This window comes from Caballeronia sp. GAWG1-5s-s (genome assembly GCF_023631445.1).
Taxonomy (GTDB): domain Bacteria; phylum Pseudomonadota; class Gammaproteobacteria; order Burkholderiales; family Burkholderiaceae; genus Caballeronia.
The window spans coordinates 108,665-127,714 of sequence record NZ_JALQDC010000020.1 but is presented as its reverse complement, the minus strand read 5'-3'; the positions used below and the strand labels follow the sequence as shown (position 1 = coordinate 127,714).

Genomic DNA, 19,050 nt, shown 5'->3' with positions numbered 1-19,050 from the left:
ATGATGTGCCTCTTTAACGCGCCTAGCGCATGAAGGAAACGACTTTCTCGCCATGCGACGCGAGCTTCTCGTCGGGCGCGTTCGCATAGTCGCCGAGCCGCCCGATGTACCACTCGGAGAACTTCTCGACGAGCCCTTCGGTATAGGGCGAATACGGGCCCGGCTCGTACGCGCTGCTCACCGCGCCGAGTTGCGAATACTCGACGAGCGTGCGGTCCTGATCGTTCGTCGCGCGCCACACGGCGGTGAGGTTATCGACGTCGTAGTCGATGCCTTCCTGCGCATCCTTGTGCACGAGCCACTTCGTGCGCACGAGCGTTTCACCTGCGGACAGCGGAATCACGCAGAACGTCACGATGTGATCGCTCATGAAGTGATGCCACGAATTCGGCTGCGTCCAGAACGACAAGCCGCCCAGGTCCGCGCGCGCGAAGCCGCCCAACAGCTTCTTGGATGCGACCTTCGCATCGAGCGTCTGCGATTCGCCGTCGCGATCGAGCGGCAGGCGCTGCGTGCGAAAGCCCGTAACGAGATCGGAGAGACGATCGATCTCCGCGGACGGCAGATTCATCGCTTCCCACTGCTTCGTGCGTTCGATCACGGTGCGCTCGAACGCAGCCATGCCTTCCTCGTTCGCGGGCGAGCGCTGATAGCCGAAGCCGTATTCATAGAGCGAAATGGTCAGCTCGGGATGATTCGCGACGCAGTGATAGCACTCGCGATTGTTCTCCATCGTGAGCTTCCAGTTGCCCTTCTCCACGATGTCGATGCTCGCCGCGATCTTGCAATCCTTCAGGCCATGCGGATGCAGATACGGCTCCATGGCCGCGCGCATCACGGCGAAATCGGCGGGCGGTTCATCGGCGAGACAGATGAAGATCAAGCCTGCGAGATTCTCGACATGCACCTTCTTCAGGCTGTGCTTGCAGCGGTCGAACTGATCGCCCATGTGCTCCGCGAACATGAGATCGCCGTTGAGGCTATACGTCCAGCTGTGATACGGGCACACGATATTGCCGAGCGAGCCTTTCTCCTCGTTGCACAGCCGCGCGCCGCGATGACGGCACACGTTATGGAACGCGCGAATCTGCATGTCGTCGTCGCGCACGATCAGGATCGAATCGGCGCCGATCTCGACTGTCGTGTAGTCACCGGGCTCGGGCACGTCCGGCTCTACAGCGACTTGAATCCAGTGCCGTTTGAAGATGGCGTCCATATCGAGCGCGTGAATCTCTTCGCTCGTATAGAACGGCGCTTCGAGCGTGTAGCCCTTCTTGCGGCGTTCGATCATTGCGCGAACGTCTGCCGATACTTTCATCGTGTGCTCCTGCATCGCTTTGGCCCCGCTTTGGCCCGTTTATCGTCTGCTGCGCGTCGAAATCAGTAATCGACCAGTTGATGCTCCCGCAAATACGCGAGAATCACTTGTGCTTTTTCGACGGAACTCCCTTCAATTACGACGCTGCCGCCACGGCTCTCCGTCGTCGTCGCGGAGAGCATGCGCGCGTGACCGCTGCGCTTCTCCGGCGCGGCGAGGCGCTTGGGCTTCGCTGCGATAGGACCGAGCGTCCACGCCTTGCCCTCGTTGTCCACCGGCGCATTCGATGCCACCGGCACGACCTGTCCCTCGCGCATGCGCGCATACGCGTAACGCGGCGCGGCATTGGCGAGGGGATGCACGGCGATGAGCGCAGGCAGTTGCACGCGCACGCGCCGGCGCAGGCCCTTGGGCATGAACTGGCGCACCTCGACGCCTTCCTTGGTCACGCTCAGATCCACCGCCGACCCGACGAGCGCGATGTTCAACGCATTCGCCAGCTTGTACGGCAACGTGCCGCTATCGAATGCGCCTTCTGCGCGCGTGCCCGTCAGCACGAGGTCATAGCCCGCGATGCGCTGTGCGAGCGCGGCGCTCGCATCGCCTTGGGTGTTGAGGACTTCGACGCGCGGCGCGCCGAGCGCGAGATACTCCGCAAGCGCGGGGTTCGAGGGATCGCCCGCGTGCAATACGTCGAGTTGCGCGCCTTGTTGTCTCGCGATATCGAGCGCGATGGTCAGCGCGGCGGCGTCGTTGCGGCTGTAGCGCGCGACGCCGCTGACAGGATGGCGTCCCACGGAAACGAGTACGGCGATCTTCATGCGAACACTCCTTCCGCGAGCGGCGCGTCCAGCACGATGGACGCTCCATTGCCACGCGATGCGCGCGCGGCCGCAGCCGCATCGGTAAGCGCCTTGATCGTCTCTTGCGTATCCGCGACGACCGTGAGATTCGCGCGCTTCGCAATGGGCGCGCTCGCATCCGTATTCACCGCGATGACGTGACGGCAATCCTTGATGCCTTGCAGATGCTGCACCGCGCCCGAGATGCCGAACGCGATATACACGCTCGCCTGCACGGTCTTGCCCGTTGCGCCGATCTGCTTGTCGCGCGTGAACTTGCCGTCATCCACTGCGACGCGGCTCGCGCCTATCGCAGCGCCGAGCGTGCTGGCAAGCGCTTCGAACGCGGCAACGTCGGAGACGCCGTTGCCCGCCGACACGATGAAATCCGCCTCTTCCAGCGCGATCTGCGCGGCGTCCAGTTCCTCGATGCCGAGATCGACATACCCGCTCGCCGTCGCTGCAGGCACAATGCCCTCGCTCGCCACGCGTTCGCCCGCGCCGACGAAAGGCAGCTTCGCATCCACCGCATTCGGCGCGAGCATCACGACCTCCGGCAATGCGCGCGATGCCCATGCGCGGCCCGCTTGCGCATAACTCGCGGCGTGCGTGGCATCCAGTTCGACGACATGCGTCGCGATGCTCGCACCCGCGAGCGCCGCGTAACGGCGGCCGAGATCGCCATCGCCCGTTGCGTTGTCGGGCATGAAGAGATGCGCGGGCGCGAACGCGGCGGCGCATGCGGCGAGCGCGCGCAGTTCTTCGTCGGGCGCGAAGCGTCGGCTATCGAATGCATCCAGTTCGATGATGCGATCCGCGCCGAGCGATGCCGCATCGTCGTTGAAGGCGCCGAACGCGATCAGCACGACCTCCGTCTCCTCGTCAGCCAGCAGCGCGGCAGCGGCAAGCGCCTGGCGCGCGTGGTCGTCGAACGCGCCGCGATCCGTATGCGCCGCCACCAGCACGCTGCGCCGCGCGGGCTTCGTCGTGCGACGCGGCTTTGCCGTATCGCGATGCGCGGCATGCGCCGACGCGAAATCCTGCAGTGCGCCGCTACCGACTTCGCCCAGCGTGATACGCCGCAGTCCCGCTGTGGTGACGATGAACGGCCGGCGCGGATCGATTCGTTTGATCGTGTTCATGCGTTACTCCAGTGCTGCGGCGACCAGCTCCGCGACGTCGAGCACCTCGGGACGAGCACCGACCACGCCTTCGAGCATCGCGGTGCATTGCGGGCAGCCCACGGCGACCACATCGGCGCCGACCGCCTTCGCATCCGCGATGCGAATGTCGGGAATGCGCTGCTTGCCGGGGATATCGGTGAGCGGCGCGCCGCCACCGCCACCGCAACAGCGCGCGCGCATGCCGTGGCGCTCCATCTCGACGACCTGTATGCCGATGGTCTTCAACATCTTGCGCGGCGCTTCGGTCTCGCCGTTATAGCGGCCGAGATAGCAGGGATCGTGATACGTGATTTTCTTGTCCGCGAGCACGGCCGCCGCCTTCGGCGTGAGCTTGCCGCTTGCCACGAGTTCGGCCATGAACGCGGTGTGATGCTGCACTTCGTAGAAGCCGCCGAGCGCGCGATACTCATTGCGCAGGCTATGCAGCACATGCGGGTCCGCCGTGACGATGCGCCGGAACGTATAGCACGACAACGTCTCCATCAGCTTGGTGGCGCATTGCTGGAACGTGGCTTCGTCGCCCAGGCGGCGAGCGGTATCGCCCGTATCGGTTTCGACGCCGCCGAGCACCGCGTAATCGACGCCCGCCTTGTTCAGCACCTTCACGAACGCGCGCAGCGTACGTTGATAGCGCATGTCGAACGCGCCTTCGCCTGCTATCAGCAACACGTCCACGGGCCGTCCCGGCTGCGCGACCTGCACTTGCAGATCCACCGACCAGTCGTAACGCGCGCCGATGTCATAGCCATTCGCGCTGCCGGTCTCGCGCAGATTGGCGAGCGTGATCGGACCTTTGCCCGGCACGTCACCTTCGACGAGCGTCTGGTTGCGGCGCATATCGACGATGGCATCGACATGTTCGATCAGCATCGGGCACTCCTGCACGCACGCGCGGCATGTGGTGCAGGACCAGATGGTGTCCGCTTCGACCATGCTGGAGATCAGCGGCTTGCCCGGCGCGCCCGCATGCTTGCCGACGGGAATGCCGGGCGTGGGGCTGCCCGCATAGGCCGCGTCCGTGCCGCCGACCATGCCGGTCACGAGATCCTGTATGAGCTTCTTCGGGTTTAACGGCTGGCCCGATGCGAACGCGGGGCACGCCGCTTCGCACTTGCCGCACTGCACGCATGCATCGAAACTCAGGAGCTGATTCCAGCGGAATTCGACCGGCTTGCCGACGCCGTATTCCTTCGCATCGAGCACGGGCTTCTTGAGCGCCGTGGGCGGCACCACATCGTGTTCATGCTGCGCGTTGAAACGCTCCTGACGCGGATGAAACGCGAGATGCAGAAGACCCGCCATCGCATGCTTCATCGGGCCGCCGCGCGCCGCGCCGAAGGTCATCGTGTAAGCGCCCGCCGCGATCGACAAGGCGACGATGATCGCAAGCGCACCCGACATCCACGTTGCAGGCAGCAGCGTGAACAACGCGAGGCCGAACGCGAACGCGCCGAGCAGCAGCGGCAACGCGTCCCACGGTCCGCGCGACAGACGCGCCGGCACTTGCTTCGCGCCGTGCCTGCGCTTCCACACGAAGAACGTGCCGCCCAGCATGACGAGCGCCGCGATGAAGATCAGCTTGTCGATCCACGGCGAATAGATCGCGAGACCGTAGTTGACGAAGACGAGCGCCATCGCGAGAATCGCGCCGCCTGCTGTCGCGACGTGCGTCTTCGCAATGTACGGATCGCGCGCAACGACATGGTGCAGGTCCACGAAATATCGCTTCGGGATACTAAGCAGATTGGCCCATCCGTACGCGCCGGCCGCGGTGGCGCGGCCTTCGCGCCAGTAGGCCGCGCGCTTCATGACGGCGAAGGCGAGACCCGCCACCGAGAGCCACAGCAAGGCGGTGATGACAAACACGGGGTTCATCGTGCAATGCCCTCGTCAAAAGTCTTTGCAAAGCCGCAGCGCGTCGTAGATCGCGCCGTGGATGTTGTGCATCGAGATGCAGTCGCCGACTCTGAACAACAGGAAGCGCCCGTTGCCGAGTTCTTCGGACAAGCACGGTTGCGCTTGCGCCGCGAAGAGCGTGTGCACGTCCACCTGGCCGCGATTGAGCGATTCGGGCTTCAGCTTCCAGTACAACGCGTCGTTGGGCGTGCTGCCGTTCTCGATCACCACCTGATCGACCGCGCGCTCTTCCTGTTCTTCCGTGTACTCGTTGCGCAGCACGGCGATCTTCTTGCCGTCTTCCTCGTACACCTTGTCGAGCCAGTAGTTCGGCGTATGGATGACGCCTTGCGCATACAGACGGCGATAGAAGATGGGGAACGTGGTGCCGCCCACGTCATCGGCCACTTTCACATCGGGCGTCACGATCTCGACGTTTCCACCGCGCGATGCGATGAAGTCCGCCACGCCCGCGCCGGCATGCGTGCTCACGCCGTCGTAGACGAGCACGTTCTTGCCCGGCTCGACCTTGCCCGACAGAATGTCCCACGCGCTCACGGCGAGCCCTTGCTCGACGCCCCACGCAGGCACCTGATCCGTGAACGACGATCCGCCCGTCGCGAGCACGACGATGTCGGGCTTCTCCGCCATGATGGTCTTGTCGTCGGCCGCGACACCCAAGCGCCGGTCCACGCCGAGCCGCTTCGTTTCCATGTCGAACCAGCGCACGATGCCCGCCATCTGCTCGCGTTGCGGCGCCTTTGCGGCAAGCATGATCTGTCCGCCGACGTAATCATTCTTCTCAAACAGCACGACGTCATGCCCGCGCGATTTCGCCACGCGCGCCGCCTCCAGTCCCGCAGGCCCCGCGCCGACGACCACGACCTTGCGCTTCGGTCCACGCGACTTCTCGATGACATGCGGCATGGTCGCTTCACGCGATGTCGCCGCGTTCTGCACGCACAGCACGTCGAGCCCGTTGTACTGGCGGTCGATGCAATAGTTCGCGCCGACGCATTGCTTGATCTCGTCTTCGCGGCCATCGCGAATCTTGATGACCATGTGCGGGTCCGCAATCTGCGCGCGCGTCATGCCGACGAGATCGACCATGCCGTTCGCGAGCAGACGCTCGGCCTGGCCTGCATCGCGAATACTCTGCGCATGCATGATCGGCAGCTTCACCACCGACTTGATGCCCGCTGCGAGATGCACGAAAGGCTCGGGCGGGAGCGCCATCGGCGGCATGCAGTTGGCGAGCGTGTTGTGCGTATCCGCGCCGGAGCCGATCACGCCGATGTAATCGATAAGGCCCGTCTCCGACATGGCCTGCGCGATCTCCTTGAGGTTCTCGTGCGACAGGCCGTCTTCATGGAACTCGTCGCCGCACATGCGCAGGCCCACGCAGAAGTCCGCGCCTACCGCTTCGCGCACGGCCTTCAGCACTTCCACGCCGAAACGCAGGCGGTTTTCGAGCGAGCCGCCCCATTCGTCCGTGCGAAAGTTGGTGCGCGGGCTCCAGAACTGATCGATCAAATGCTGGTGCGCCGCCGAGATTTCGATGCCGTCCATGCCCGCATCCTTCACGCGCTTCGCGGCGGCTGCGAAGTCTTCGATGATGCGGCGAATCTCTTCCACTTCGATGATCTTCGCATTACCGCGATGCACCGGCTCGCGCACGCCCGAGGGCGTCATCAGATGCGGCCAGTTCTCGCCATGCCATGCGGAGCGGCGGCCCATGTGCGTGGCCTGGATCATGATCTTCGCGCCGTGGCGATGCATGGCTTCGGCAAGACGCGAGAGCGGATCGATGATCTTGTCGGTCGACAGGTTCACCGACTTCCACCAGCCTTGCGGACTGTCGATCGACACCGGGCTCGAGCCGCCGCACACGGCGAGCCCCACGCCACCCTTCGCTTTCTCCTCGTAATAGCGGATATAGCGATCGCCGGGCAGGCCGCCCGGTTCGGCATAAACCTCCGCATGCGCCGTGCTGACGATGCGGTTACGCAGAGTCAGCTTGTTCAGCGTGAGCGGCTTGAAAAGGTTCGGGTAACGCATGGCGGACGACCTCGGATTGAAGCTACGCGTGGAGTTGCAACGGCGACACTTCGAACACGCAATGCTCGTGGCCTTCGGCCGCGCATTGCGTCTCGATGGATCGCGAGCGCGGGCCCTTCTTCGCGCTGTCTGATACGGTGTCGTTCACCCAGTCCATCGCGCCGGCGAACCAGCCCGCGAACATGTAGCAGAGCTTGCCCTGCTTGCCGGGCTGCGCGAGCACGAACGACGAGTGCCGCAAGTGGATGCGCGCCATCGCGCTTTGCGGGTCCGATTCGACGATATCGAAGAGACCCCAGCCGCGCTGCGACAGGCGCTTCAGGTAATGCTCGAACACGTCCATGCCGGCGATGCCGTGCTTCGCGGCTTCCTTGTCGCACCAGTGATACGCGGACTTGTAACCGGCCTTGTAGAGAATCTCGGCATACGTCTCGCGTCCCAGTGCTTCTTCCACGGCCACATGATTGTTCGTGAAGAAGTGACGCGGCACGTAAAGCATCGGCAGCGCGTCGGTGGTCCAGACGCCCGTTTGCGCGTCCACGTCGATAGGCAGTTGCGGTTGCATCTCAGGTTCCTGTTCTTGTGTCGTTGCGTTCACACGTTCCAGACTTCGCCGAATACGCGCAGCCAGTTCTCGCCCATCACCTTCTTGATGCGCGACTCGCTCCAGCCGGCGCGCTCCATCGCGGCCGTCAGATTCGGGAATTCGCCGATCGTTCGGATTCCTTCCGGATTGACGACCTTGCCGAAGTTCGTAAGCTGGCGATAACGGCCCTTGTCGTGCGTGATCCAGTCGAAGAACTCGGTGCTGTAGCCTTGCGTGAAGTCCGTGCCGATACCCACGCGGTCTTCGCCAATGAGATCGACCACGTATTCGATGGCCTCCAGATAGTCTTCGACGGTCGCGTCCGGGCCGCGCTTCAAAAACGGCGCGAACATCGTCACGCCGACGAAGCCGTTGGCATCGGCGATTTCCTTCAGTTGCTCATCCGTCTTGTTGCGCGGATGTTCCTTGAGACCCGACGGACAGCAATGCGAATATGTGACGGGCTTCTTCGAGCAGGCGATCGCATCCGATGACGTCTTCGCGCCCACATGCGAGAGATCGACCATGATGCCGACGCGATTCATTTCCTGAATCACTTCGCGGCCATAGCCGGACAGACCGCCATCGGCTTCATAGCAGCCGGTGCCGACGAGGTTCTGCGTGTTGTAGCAAAGCTGCACCACGTTCACGCCAAGTTCCTTGAACACTTCGATATAGCCGAGGTTGTCCTCGAACGCATACGAGTTCTGGAAGCCGAAGATGATGCCCGTCTTGTTCTCTTTCTTCGCGCGCAGGATGTCGTCGGTCGTGCGCACGAGCGTGAGAATCTCGCTGTAATCGCGGATCTGCTGCTTCATTTCCGCGATGTTGTCCACGGTCTTCTGAAAGTCTTCCCACACGGACACGGTGCAGTTCACCGCCGTGACGCCGCCCTTGCGCATGTCCTCGAACACGGAGCGCTCGAACTTCGAGATGTTGAGGCCGTCGATGATGATGCTGTTATCGTGCAGAGTGCTCATCGCTTGTTGCTCCGTGTGTGCTCAGTAGATGGGGAAACGTTCGCACAGCGCGAAGATTTCGCGGCGCACGCGTTGTTCGGTTTGCGGGTCGCCTTCGGGGTGCGCGCGCAGCGAGTCGAAGACTTCGAGAATCAGGCGGCCGATGTCGCGGAACTCGTTCACGCCGAAGCCGCGCGTCGTGCCTGCGGGCGTGCCGAGGCGAACGCCTGACGTGACCGTGGGCTTCTCCGTATCGAACGGAATGCCGTTCTTGTTGCAGGTGATGCCCGCGCGTTCCAGCGCCTGCTCGACCTGATTGCCCTTCAGGTTCTTCGGACGCAGATCGACGAGCAACAGATGGTTGTCGGTGCCGCCCGTCACGAGATCGACGCCGCCTGCCTTGAGCACTTCGCCGAGTGCCTGTGCGTTGGCGAGCACGTTGTCGATATAGCTCTTGAAATCGGGCTGCAGCGCCTCGCCGAAGGCCACCGCCTTGCCCGCGATCACATGCATCAGCGGACCGCCCTGGAGCCCCGGAAACACGGCGGAATTGATCTTCTTGGCGATGTCTTCGTCGTTCGTCAGCACGAAGCCGCCGCGCGGTCCACGCAGCGTCTTGTGCGTGGTGGACGTCACGACATGCGCGTGCTCCACCGGATTGTCATGACGCCCCGCCGCGATGATCCCCGCGATATGCGCCATATCGACCATCAGCTTCGCGCCCGCGTTGTCCGCAATCGCGCGCAGCCGCTTGAAGTCCAGCTTGCGCGGATAAGCCGAGAAGCCCGCGATGATGAGGGAAGGTTTGTGTTGCTGCGCCAGTTCCTCGATTTGCTCGTAGTCGATGAGCAGGGTGTCGCGACTCACGCCGTACTGCACCGCGTTGAACCACTTGCCCGAGAGCGCCGGCTTCGCGCCATGCGTGAGATGGCCGCCTGCATCGAGCGACATGCCGAGCACGGTGTCGCCCGGCTTCGCCAGCGCGAGCATCACCGCGCCATTGGCTTGCGCGCCCGAATGCGGCTGCACGTTCGCGAACTTCGCGCCGAAGAGTTGCTTGATGCGATCGATCGCGAGCGCCTCCACTTCATCGACGAATTCGCAGCCGCCGTAATAGCGCTTGCCCGGATAGCCTTCTGCATACTTATTCGTCAGAACGGAGCCTTGCGCTTCCAGCACGGCGCGCGACACGATGTTTTCCGACGCGATCAATTCCACCTGCGATTGCTGGCGCTCCAGCTCTTTCAGTATCGCGCTGCGCACCGAGGCATCGCGGGCCGCGAGCGGCGCTTCGAAGAAGGGATTCGAGTTCGACATGGGCTTGAGTCCGGGTCAGAAAGAACGGTCGTTGGATGAAGCGCGCGTCGCGTGTTTCAGGCCGCTCGTGTCTTCATCGTTGCGTCTATTCTTGACCCTCGCCTTGCTGGTCAATTTATGAATTCAGACGTGTTCTTGGCCTTTTCCGACATGCGCGTCCTTTTTCGACAAGTGGCGAAAAGGCTTTGGGTGTAGGACGCTTTGCCCGCGCGCACTGCACTGCGGAGGAACGATCGTGCGCTTAATGAGTGCTTTCAAACGGGCGTTCGCGCCGCGTTAGTGCGTGCTTTGACGCGTGAATCGCCAGTGCACGAAGCCGCTCAGGGTTTAGCCTGATGGCATGCTAGTTGCACTCGAAATCAAAATGCAGAAGTGTCAAACAATGACAGAAGCAACAAGCGCCGCGAATGACGGCGTCGAACATCAGATTCCAAGGAATCAACTCCCCCATGTCCTCCGATCGCACGGCGTCGCTGTCGCACTTCGCCTTCATGCCGCTTCCCAACTTCACGATGATGGCGTTCACCAACGCCATCGAAGTGCTGCGCATGGCGAACTATCTGACGGGACAGCCGCTGTATCGATGGTCCATCGTGAGTCCCATGGGCGGACCGGTCACGGCGAGCAATGGGCTTTCCGTCGATACGGGACCGGTGGAATGCGTGGGCCAGCCAGATATCGTGTTCGTGGTCGGCGGCATCGACGTGCAGCGTTCGACCGCGCTCGAGCATCTCTCCGCGTTGCGCCGCTTCGCGCGCACGGGCTGCGTGCTCGGCAGCCTGTGCACCGGCACGTATGCGCTCGCGCGTGCGGGTCTGTTGGCGGGCTATGCCTGCGCGATTCACTGGGAGAACATGTCGGCGCTTAAAGAAGAGTTTCCGGACACGCGCTTCCTGAAGGAACTCTTCGTGATCGACCGCGATCGCGTGACGTGTACCGGCGGCGTCGCGCCGCTCGACATGATGCTGAATCTGATCGCCTCGCGCGTCGGCACTGCGCGCGTCACGCAGATCGCCGAGCAGTTCATCGTCGAACACGTGCGTGATACGAGCGCCCAGCAGCGCATGCCGCTGGTCGCGCGGCTCGGATCGGCGAACAAGTCCTTGTTCGAAGTGATCTCGCTGATGGAGAACAACATCGAAGAGCCGTTGTCGCGCGAAGAACTCGCGCGGCTTGCCGGCATGTCGCAACGGCAATTGCAGCGGCTCTTTCGCGAGCATCTCGGCATGACGCCGACGCATTACTATCTGACGCTGCGTTTGCGACGCGCGCGCGAGCTGCTGTTGCAGACGGATATGTCGATCATGCACATCACGATGGCGTGCGGATTTCAGTCCGCCTGCCACTTCTCGAAGAGCTATCGCGATGCATTCGGCACTGCGCCTACGCGCGAGAGAAGGAAGCAAGTGCCGCCTTTGAGTTCAGTGCCGGTGATGGTGGCTTAAGTTTGTTCGGCGGTATACGGAAATGCGCCCCTTCTTCAAGGGGCGCATTGTTTTTGTTTAGGCCGCTTTGAGCATGCCGTGCGGATCGAGCACGAACTTGCGCGGCGCGCCGCCATCGAATTGACGATAACCGTCCGGCGCCTGATCGAGCGACACCACCGACACGTTCACGATATCCGCAATCGGCAGACGATCCCACAGAATCGCTTGCATCAAGTTGCGGTTGTACTTCATCACCGGCGTTTGGCCCGTGTGGAACGAATGCGACTTCGCCCAGCCGAGGCCGAAGCGGATGCTGAGACTGCCCTTCTTCGCGGCGGCGTCGGCGGCGCCGGGATCGTCGGTGACGTAGAGGCCCGGAATGCCGATCGCGCCCGCTGCCTTCGTGATTTCCATCAGCGAGTTGAGGACCGTTGCCGGCGCTTCCGCGTTGTGCTCGCTGCCATGACCGTGCGCTTCGAAGCCGACGCAATCGACTGCGCTATCCACTTCCGGCTTGCCGAGAATCTGTTCGATCTGTTGCGCGAGCGTCGCGTCTTTCGATAGATCCACCGTCTCGAAGCCCATCTTGCGCGCGTGCGCGAGACGCTCTTCGTTCATGTCGCCGACGATGGTGCAGGCCGCGCCCAACAGACGCGCCGATGCCGCCGCCGCCATGCCGACCGGTCCCGCGCCCGCGACATAGACGGTCGCGCCCGGCTTCACGCCCGCCATGACGGCGCCGTGATAGCCGGTCGGGAGAATGTCGGAGAGACAGGTGAGGTCGCGGATCTTCGACATAGCCTGCGCCTTGTCGGGGAACTTGAGCAGGTTGAAGTCGGCGTACGGGACCATCACGTACTCGGCTTGTCCGCCGATCCAGCCGCCCATGTCGACATAGCCGTACGCCCCGCCCGCCCGCGATGGATTCACGTTGAGGCACACGCCCGTGTGCTGCGCCTTGCAGGTGGGACAGCGTCCGCACGCGACGTTGAACGGCACGGACACGAGATCGCCGATGGCGAGCGTTTCGACGTCGCGGCCGATCTCGATGACTTCGCCTGTGATCTCGTGCCCCAGCACGAGACCGATGGGCGCGGTGGTGCGGCCGCGGACCATGTGCTGGTCCGACCCGCAGATATTGGTGCTGACGACTTTGAGAATGACGCCGTGGCCGATGTCGCGGCCACGCGGATCGACCATTCTCGGATAGTCGATGGACTGGACTTCGACCTTGCCCTGACCGAGATATACGACGCCGCGATTCGTGCTCATGTGACTCGTCTCCTTGGATTCGTGGACGGCGGGCGCGAGCTCGTTCTTTGCGATGCTCGCGGCCGTGCGGGAAGAGTACGCTCGGCCGCGAAAATCACTTGCGTCGAATGCGACGTGGGTTTGGTTGGGAGCGACAGGGGGTCAGTTCTCCGCCGAGGCCCAGACCTTCGCGCCTTCATCGTGCTCGGCTTCTGAGACGAGCTTTTCCAGCGCCACGCCTCGCGTCTCCACGCCCAACACCCAAACCGCCGAGGCCGCCACCACGAAGCACAGCGCTCCGAGCGTGAACACGCCGCCCTGCCCGAACACCGGCAACACGACGCCCACGACATAAGGCCCGATCAACGACCCCACGCGCCCGATCGCCGACGCGAAGCCCGATCCGGTGGCACGCGCGCCTGTTCCGTATAGCTCAGGCGTGTAGGTGTAGAGCGCGGCCCACATCGCGAAGAGGAAGAACTGCATCGCGAGTCCGGCGCAGATCAGCAAGGTCGGCGTCTCGGCGTGCAGCGCGGTCTGCCCATACAGATAAGCCATCACGCCACTGCCGACGAGCGATGCGATGCACGTCGGCTTGCGTCCCCATCGCTCGACGAGCCATGCCGCGCACAAGAAACCCGGCACGCCGCCGAGCGAAATTAGCACCGTATAGAGCACAGACTTCGTCACCGCGAAGCCCGCTTGCTGCATCAGCGCGCCGAGCCATGACGTCAGCCCATAGAAGCCGAGCAGCGCGAAGAACCATAGCATCCACACCATGATCGTCCGACGCCTGTACGCCGCGCTCCAAATTTCACGAAATGCGCCGACGCCTTTCGCGACCGGCGGCTCGGCAAGCATCGAGGGCGCCGGCAGCTGGTGCAAGCCGGTCGCCTTCATCACCTTCGCTTCGACGTTCGCGAGCACGCTGTCAGCGTCCGCCGTGCGTCCGCGATGTTCGAGCCAACGCGGCGACTCGGGCACCACGCGCCGCACGATCAGCACGAACACAGCGGGAATGGCGAGCAACGCGAACTCGGTACGCCAGCCCAACTGCGGCAACACGAAGTACGACACCACGCCGGATGCGATGAACCCGAGCGGCCAAAAGCCATCCATCAGGGCAATGACTCTGCCGCGCGATGCGGTCGGCACGAACTCGGACAACAGCGTCTGCGCGATCGGGAATTCCATTCCCATGCCGATGCCAAGCAGCACGCGATAGAAGATCAGCGATTCGACGGAATGCGCCGCCGAACAGAGATACGACGCGACGCCCCAGAGCACCATGCTCCACTGGAACACGGGACGTCGGCCGAAGCGATCGGCAAGCAGGCCCGCGACGGCCGCACCCAGCACCATGCCGAAGAAACTCGCGCTCGCGACGAGGCCCGCCGTCGCCGTCGACAGGCCGAACTCGGTTTTGATCGAGCCGAGCACGAAGGTCATGGTGCCAAGGTCGACGGAATCGAAGAAGAAAGCCACCGCGATGATGATGAAGATGGTGCGGTGATAGCTCGAGAACGGCAGGCGTTCGAGCCGCGCCGCGGCGCTCGCGCGGGGCTGTGTGGCGGTGGACATTGTGGTTCCTCTCGATGCGGTGTGTGACCGCTTGGGTTCGTTGCAGGTCTTTTCAGTAGACGCCGACATAAAGCCGCGACATAGAAGGAATGCGTCATGGGGGTGGAATGGGGGCGTCATGGGGGGGCGTGGGCTGCGTGTACGCGGAGGAACCTGAATTGTCACCGCCGCGCAGTTGGCCGGATTGGGGGGTTATCTCCGCGTGTGCGGAGAAAGCGGCAACAGCGGCGGCGGCATGATCGGCTCGATGGGCCTATCTCCGCGTGAGTGGAGGAACCGGGCGCGTCGCTCGACGGCGCAGCAGGCGATGCGGCCTATCTCCGTGTATGCGGAGGAAACTCATTCCTGTCTCCGAATGCAAAGTCACGCACGGGCCTATCTCCGCGTACGCGGAGAAACCAGAATCACAGCGGCCGTTTTCAGGTGTTGCTTGGGCCTATCTCCGCGTACGCGGAGAAACCGTGCAGCGACGCAAGGCCATGTTGCTGGACGAGGGCCTATCTCCGCGTGCGCGGAGAAACCTTGCGCGACGGCATGAGCGCGCCGAGCGAGTGGGGCCTACCTCCGCGTGCGCGGAGGAACCCCCTCGCTATATCCGGGAAACAGCCAGCCCCACGGCCTATCTCCGCGTGCGCGGAGGAACCGCGGCGGCCACCATCACCCCGAGCATCCGCGCGGGCCTATCTTCGCGTGCGCGGAGGAACCGCTTGCGCTTGAAGCCGCTCGACTTCAGCGGCGGGCCTATCTCCGCGTGCGCGGAGGAACCGTGCAGCGGTCGCGCACGCTCTCAGGCATCGGGGCCTATCTCCGCGTGCGCGGAGGAACCAACCTGCTCGACCACTGCACACGCGATCTTGTGGGCCTATCTCCGCGTGCGCGGAGGAACCCGACGCGAGGGACGCATGAGCACAAGCCGCTTGGGCCTATCTCCGCGTGCGCGGAGGAACCTCTCCCACATAACTCGTTGATTGGAAACGCAGAACGCCCAACTCCACCCACCGAAGAATCCACATTTTCAAAGAACGAATATCAGGTCGCCTACAGCGCTCCCCGCCTCACCAGATGCACCCAAACCACGTCTACGAGGTTCCCCGCTGACGATCCCAACTGCGCGATCCCAATTCCCCGCCCGCATCGACCTCCGGCCAAACCGTCACGACGCTGGCCCTCGCCTCCGTGCCGTGCCACTCGGCGAGCACCGACCACGTCCGCTCGCCCACACCTCTGCTGATTTGCAGCGTCACGTACACGCCAGCCGACAACCAGCACCCACAGTCGTCCTTCGGTTTCGGCCGCCCTGCATCAACTTCGCCCCATTCCATCGTGCCTGGCGTATCGAACTGGAACCTGGCTCGGAGTTCGGGATTTGCGATGCCTTGACTCAGCACCGCTACGCCCCCGATCTGCCTCAAGACATCATCGGTAATGGGCAATGTATCCTCGTCATCCGCACTGAGCGGCAGGTTCATGGAGAGCCCACGCGATAATCGTCGGTCGATCACACTCTGCACTTCAGTCTGGGGCACGGTGCATAGCTGCAGTTGATGGCGGTTGACGTTATAGAAAACGATGGTAGCGCGTGGTAGTTGGGACATCATGGTCCTTCGTCATCCAAACTTCGTTGCGTGGCGCTCATGTGTTGTTTCAGTTCGGGCTGACCTAACGCCAGAAGGTTGGCCATGCGACGCCGAGTGCTTTCATCGCCAGCGGCTGTCCCTATAAGCCCAATTGTTGAAGCGACAAACCGTACTCAGTTTCCGCCGTCTTGATCTTTTTCAGGCCCAGCATCCCAATGCATCGGCTCCTTGAGAGTGAGACGCAGGCGCGCTCGCAGTTCGGGATGGTTCTGTGCTTGACTAAGAATGGCCATGTAACCGATCTGACGTGCGTGTTCATCCGTCACAGGTTCCGTGCTGAAATCTTCTCTGTCAGTGGGAATATTGAATACAAAACCGGCGCGGTCGATGGCCGACTGCACGCGATCGCGGAATGTGCCGCATAGTCGAAGTTGCTGGGTGTCTTCGTCATAGAACACGACCGTTGCGTAAAGACGTTTAGTCATCAATATCCTCGACAGGCTTGAAACCTTTCGAACGCACGCTCTTTGCAGAGCGCAAGCGTGCGCAGGTCTTGGAAGGTGGCGCGAGCAGCCTCGCACATCGTCAGATTCGTCTGATACTCGCCGAAGCAGTCTGCCTCATCGGCCTCGCTCACGCCTCTCGCTGTTAGATCAAGCACATTGCCGAGCGAAGAATCCTCAGAATACTCGAATGGCGATGCTTCGCCGAGCGGTGTGCTGTCATCGCCGAAGGTCGTCGCTTGCGAACGGGCGTCATCCGATCCGAGATCGCCGGTGGCCGCCCCTGCGACCGTCATCATGATTCCAGCGAAGAGCGAGCCGCCTTCTGTCAGCGGCGTAGCGATGCGCCCGTCTGGCAGCAGGTCACCCGGCATTGACCGGAAAATCGCAGGTCCGTCTTCAGCCGGAAGCCTTTGCCATGATCGGGCGACGCGCCCGAGCGCGCTGTCCGGTCTTTCTGGCGCAGCTTTGCGATAAAGCTGCGACGGCGTTACCGTCGCATAAGAGGGACGCGGTGGTTGCTCTTCTCGACGACCCGAGCCTGCTTGTCGCGACTCGCGTGCGGACGAGACGGCCACGATGTTGCCACTTGCCACCCCGCCCTTCAGCCAACGCAAGACGTCCGAAGCATGGGTGTCTGGCGACAAGTATCCGCCGCTCGTATGCCTGCCCAGGAACCTGCGCAAGGTGTCCGACCCGTCCACCGACAGGTGAAGTGTTTCTGCTGATTCGATCGCTCGGCGCGCCTCGAAGTCTCCCGATCTGATCGATTCGTTGCGGGAATACAAGGTGACGTCAACAAAGCCAACCGATAACCGACAAGCCATGATGTGCTTCTCTGCTAACTTCGTTTCATTAGGAACGCAGAATATCGGCTTGAAGCGTTCATGGGCCGGCCATCGCGCGTCAAAAATTGTGGGGGCGGTGTAGGAAGCATGGGAGATGCTCTCTCGTTCCCATGAAGGAATCGCGTGCGGGCAGAACGGCAGGGACGAGAGTTGCAGTCGGTCAGCGTCTGCCTGCGCCGGCCGTGGGACGGGGGAAGCGCGACCAACAGAGGAACTAGTGAGGCGATTCTCGATGCGTATGGCCTATCTCCGCGTACGCGGAGGAACCCGCGCGATCTTTCGACCGATCTCGGCGTCGAAGGGCCTATCTCCGCGTACGCGGAGGAACCTCGATGAAACAACGCTACGGGCTCACGCCGCGGGGCCTATCTCCGCGTACGCGGAGGAACCGCTGGTCTGGTCCCCGCTCGAAGTGACTGATGGGGCCTATCTCCGCGTACGCGGAGGAACCTCTCCCACATAACTCGATGATCGGAAAGACAAAACCCCCGCCCCCATCCATCGACAAATCCAAATTTTCAGAGAACGATGACGGCTCGCCTACCGCGCTTCCCGCCTAACCAAACACATCCCATCCACATCCACGAGCTGCCTCGCAGGCGATCCCAACTGCGCGATCCCGGTTCCGCCGACCGCATCGAGCTCCCTCCAAACCATCACGACGCTGCCCCTCGGCTCGGCGCCGTGCCACTCGGCGAGCACGGACCACGTCCGCTCGCGCACGCCTTTGTTCATCCGCGGCGCGACGTACACGCCAGCCGACACCTCGAGCATCACCGAGGCCAGATACCCCCGAAAGCGTTCCGCCACGTCACGCGTCACCACTACGACCAGCGCCATCCGCCTCCTCCAGCTTCTCGTCGACCCGCAGCACCTGCTTGATACGATCGATCATCGCGGGAATCACCTGCTGCTTGCGAAAGACGCGCGCCGCCTCTCGTCGCACGAGCCGGTCGATGGTCTCCGCGCCACGCTCAGCCTGCTTGACCGCGGCGAAGGCTATCGAGAGCGTCACGTCATCGCGGAAAACATCAGCGATATCCAGGGCGAATGCCTGACCCGAATCCTCGTGGATAAACCCCAACTGAGGCACAGCCGCAAGCGCCTGCACGGCGATGGCCGCCGCCGCTTGCACAGCCGTCGCCGCGTGATTGATGGCCTGATTGGCGAGATCGGCGGCATCGGGATTCGCGCGGTCGTAGTGCCGCCCGTTCCAGTCGATGCCGAATTGCTGCGCGCGCAACCGATAGATCGTCTTCACGCGTGCACCTTCGATGCCGCGCAGCGTATCCAGATCGCGATGCGGCAACACCTCGCCCAACCGCATCGCATACATGTGCCGCGCAACGGCCAGCCGTCGGCGCGCGCTGCCCCACAGCTCGGCTTGCCGCCGCGCGACATCCGAGCGGTCCGGCATGAGCGGCAACGCGGTGTAACTGCGCACCCCGCTCGCGCCGACTGCGGCAAGCAGGGTGCCGTGGCGCGCGAGCGAACGCAGCGCGTCGTGCGTCACGCTACCGCCGGGGCCGAGCAAAATCATGGATACCGACTGATGCGGAATCTGGTCGACGTATTGCCCGCTCGTGAAATGCAGGCATCCGTCGATGACGCTGAGTTCGCCGCGCTCCAGCCACAGCAGCCCATGACGATCCCCATGCGGCACGCGCGACGTGTCGAGCGGGAGCCGCCCCTTCAGCATGTCG

General features: G+C 63.0%; 16 protein-coding genes. 1 reads left to right on the top strand and 15 read right to left on the bottom strand.

From position 1 onward, the window contains the following. Positions 1-22: 22 nt before the first annotated feature. From NCR34_RS14030 to NCR34_RS13995, 8 genes are all read right to left on the bottom strand, one after another. Positions 23-1,318 (bottom strand): aromatic ring-hydroxylating oxygenase subunit alpha, encoded by a 1,296-nt coding sequence (locus NCR34_RS14030; RefSeq protein WP_250500141.1) that lies wholly within the window; start codon positions 1,316-1,318, stop codon positions 23-25. 62 nt (positions 1,319-1,380) lie between these two features. Next, the gene (locus NCR34_RS14025) at positions 1,381-2,139 is read right to left on the bottom strand and encodes an electron transfer flavoprotein subunit beta/FixA family protein (RefSeq protein ID WP_250500140.1); all 759 of its coding nucleotides are present in this window, start codon (positions 2,137-2,139) and stop codon (positions 1,381-1,383) included. Continuing rightward, entirely contained in the window at positions 2,136-3,302 is a 1,167-nt protein-coding gene (locus NCR34_RS14020; protein ID WP_250500139.1) for an electron transfer flavoprotein subunit alpha/FixB family protein, read from the bottom strand. The genes NCR34_RS14025 and NCR34_RS14020 overlap by 4 nt, the downstream gene beginning before the upstream one ends. A gap of 3 nt (positions 3,303-3,305) precedes the next feature. Beyond that, positions 3,306-5,219 (bottom strand): (Fe-S)-binding protein, encoded by a 1,914-nt coding sequence (locus NCR34_RS14015; RefSeq protein WP_250500138.1) that lies wholly within the window; start codon positions 5,217-5,219, stop codon positions 3,306-3,308. 15 nt (positions 5,220-5,234) lie between these two features. Continuing rightward, positions 5,235-7,298, bottom strand: coding sequence for an NADH:flavin oxidoreductase (locus tag NCR34_RS14010; protein ID WP_250500137.1), 2,064 nt, complete (start codon positions 7,296-7,298; stop codon positions 5,235-5,237). Positions 7,299-7,320: 22 nt separating this feature from the next. Continuing rightward, entirely contained in the window at positions 7,321-7,863 is a 543-nt protein-coding gene (locus tag NCR34_RS14005) for a DUF5943 domain-containing protein (RefSeq protein WP_175940849.1), read from the bottom strand. Between the two features lie 29 nt (positions 7,864-7,892). Further along, positions 7,893-8,864: a dipeptidase gene (locus NCR34_RS14000; RefSeq protein WP_206469039.1), complete on the bottom strand. Its 972-nt coding sequence runs from the start codon at positions 8,862-8,864 to the stop codon at positions 7,893-7,895. 21 nt (positions 8,865-8,885) lie between these two features. Continuing rightward, entirely contained in the window at positions 8,886-10,160 is a 1,275-nt protein-coding gene (locus tag NCR34_RS13995; RefSeq protein WP_250500136.1) for a serine hydroxymethyltransferase, read from the bottom strand. Between the two features lie 449 nt (positions 10,161-10,609). Here NCR34_RS13995 and NCR34_RS13990 point away from each other — a divergent pair, with 449 nt between their 5' ends. Beyond that, a complete protein-coding gene (locus NCR34_RS13990) occupies positions 10,610-11,605 on the top strand; it encodes a GlxA family transcriptional regulator (protein ID WP_250500135.1) in 996 nt (331 codons plus the stop codon). A 57-nt stretch (positions 11,606-11,662) separates the two neighbouring features. Here the strand turns inward: NCR34_RS13990 and fdhA are convergent, their stop codons facing one another. From fdhA to cas1e, 7 genes are all read right to left on the bottom strand, one after another. Continuing rightward, positions 11,663-12,859 carry a formaldehyde dehydrogenase, glutathione-independent gene (gene fdhA, locus NCR34_RS13985; protein ID WP_206469037.1) on the bottom strand — a complete coding sequence of 399 codons (1,197 nt, stop codon included), beginning with the start codon at positions 12,857-12,859 and terminating at the stop codon, positions 11,663-11,665. 141 nt (positions 12,860-13,000) lie between these two features. After that, positions 13,001-14,419: an MFS transporter gene (locus NCR34_RS13980; protein WP_250500134.1), complete on the bottom strand. Its 1,419-nt coding sequence runs from the start codon at positions 14,417-14,419 to the stop codon at positions 13,001-13,003. Between the two features lie 1,079 nt (positions 14,420-15,498). After that, on the bottom strand, positions 15,499-16,017 hold the full coding sequence (locus tag NCR34_RS13975) for a hypothetical protein (RefSeq protein ID WP_250500133.1): 519 nt from the start codon (positions 16,015-16,017) through the stop codon (positions 15,499-15,501). Between the two features lie 152 nt (positions 16,018-16,169). Beyond that, positions 16,170-16,481, bottom strand: a complete 312-nt coding sequence (locus NCR34_RS13970) for a hypothetical protein (RefSeq protein ID WP_250500132.1) — start codon at positions 16,479-16,481, stop codon at positions 16,170-16,172. Next, complete coding sequence (locus NCR34_RS13965) at positions 16,481-17,326, bottom strand: hypothetical protein (RefSeq protein WP_250500131.1); 846 nt, start codon at positions 17,324-17,326, stop codon at positions 16,481-16,483. The genes NCR34_RS13970 and NCR34_RS13965 overlap by 1 nt, the downstream gene beginning before the upstream one ends. A 561-nt stretch (positions 17,327-17,887) precedes the next feature. After that, complete coding sequence (gene cas2e / locus NCR34_RS13960) at positions 17,888-18,187, bottom strand: type I-E CRISPR-associated endoribonuclease Cas2e (RefSeq protein ID WP_250500130.1); 300 nt, start codon at positions 18,185-18,187, stop codon at positions 17,888-17,890. Next, the gene (gene cas1e, locus NCR34_RS13955) at positions 18,159-19,046 is read right to left on the bottom strand and encodes a type I-E CRISPR-associated endonuclease Cas1e (RefSeq protein WP_250500129.1); all 888 of its coding nucleotides are present in this window, start codon (positions 19,044-19,046) and stop codon (positions 18,159-18,161) included. The genes cas2e and cas1e overlap by 29 nt, the downstream gene beginning before the upstream one ends. Positions 19,047-19,050 lie beyond the last annotated feature (4 nt).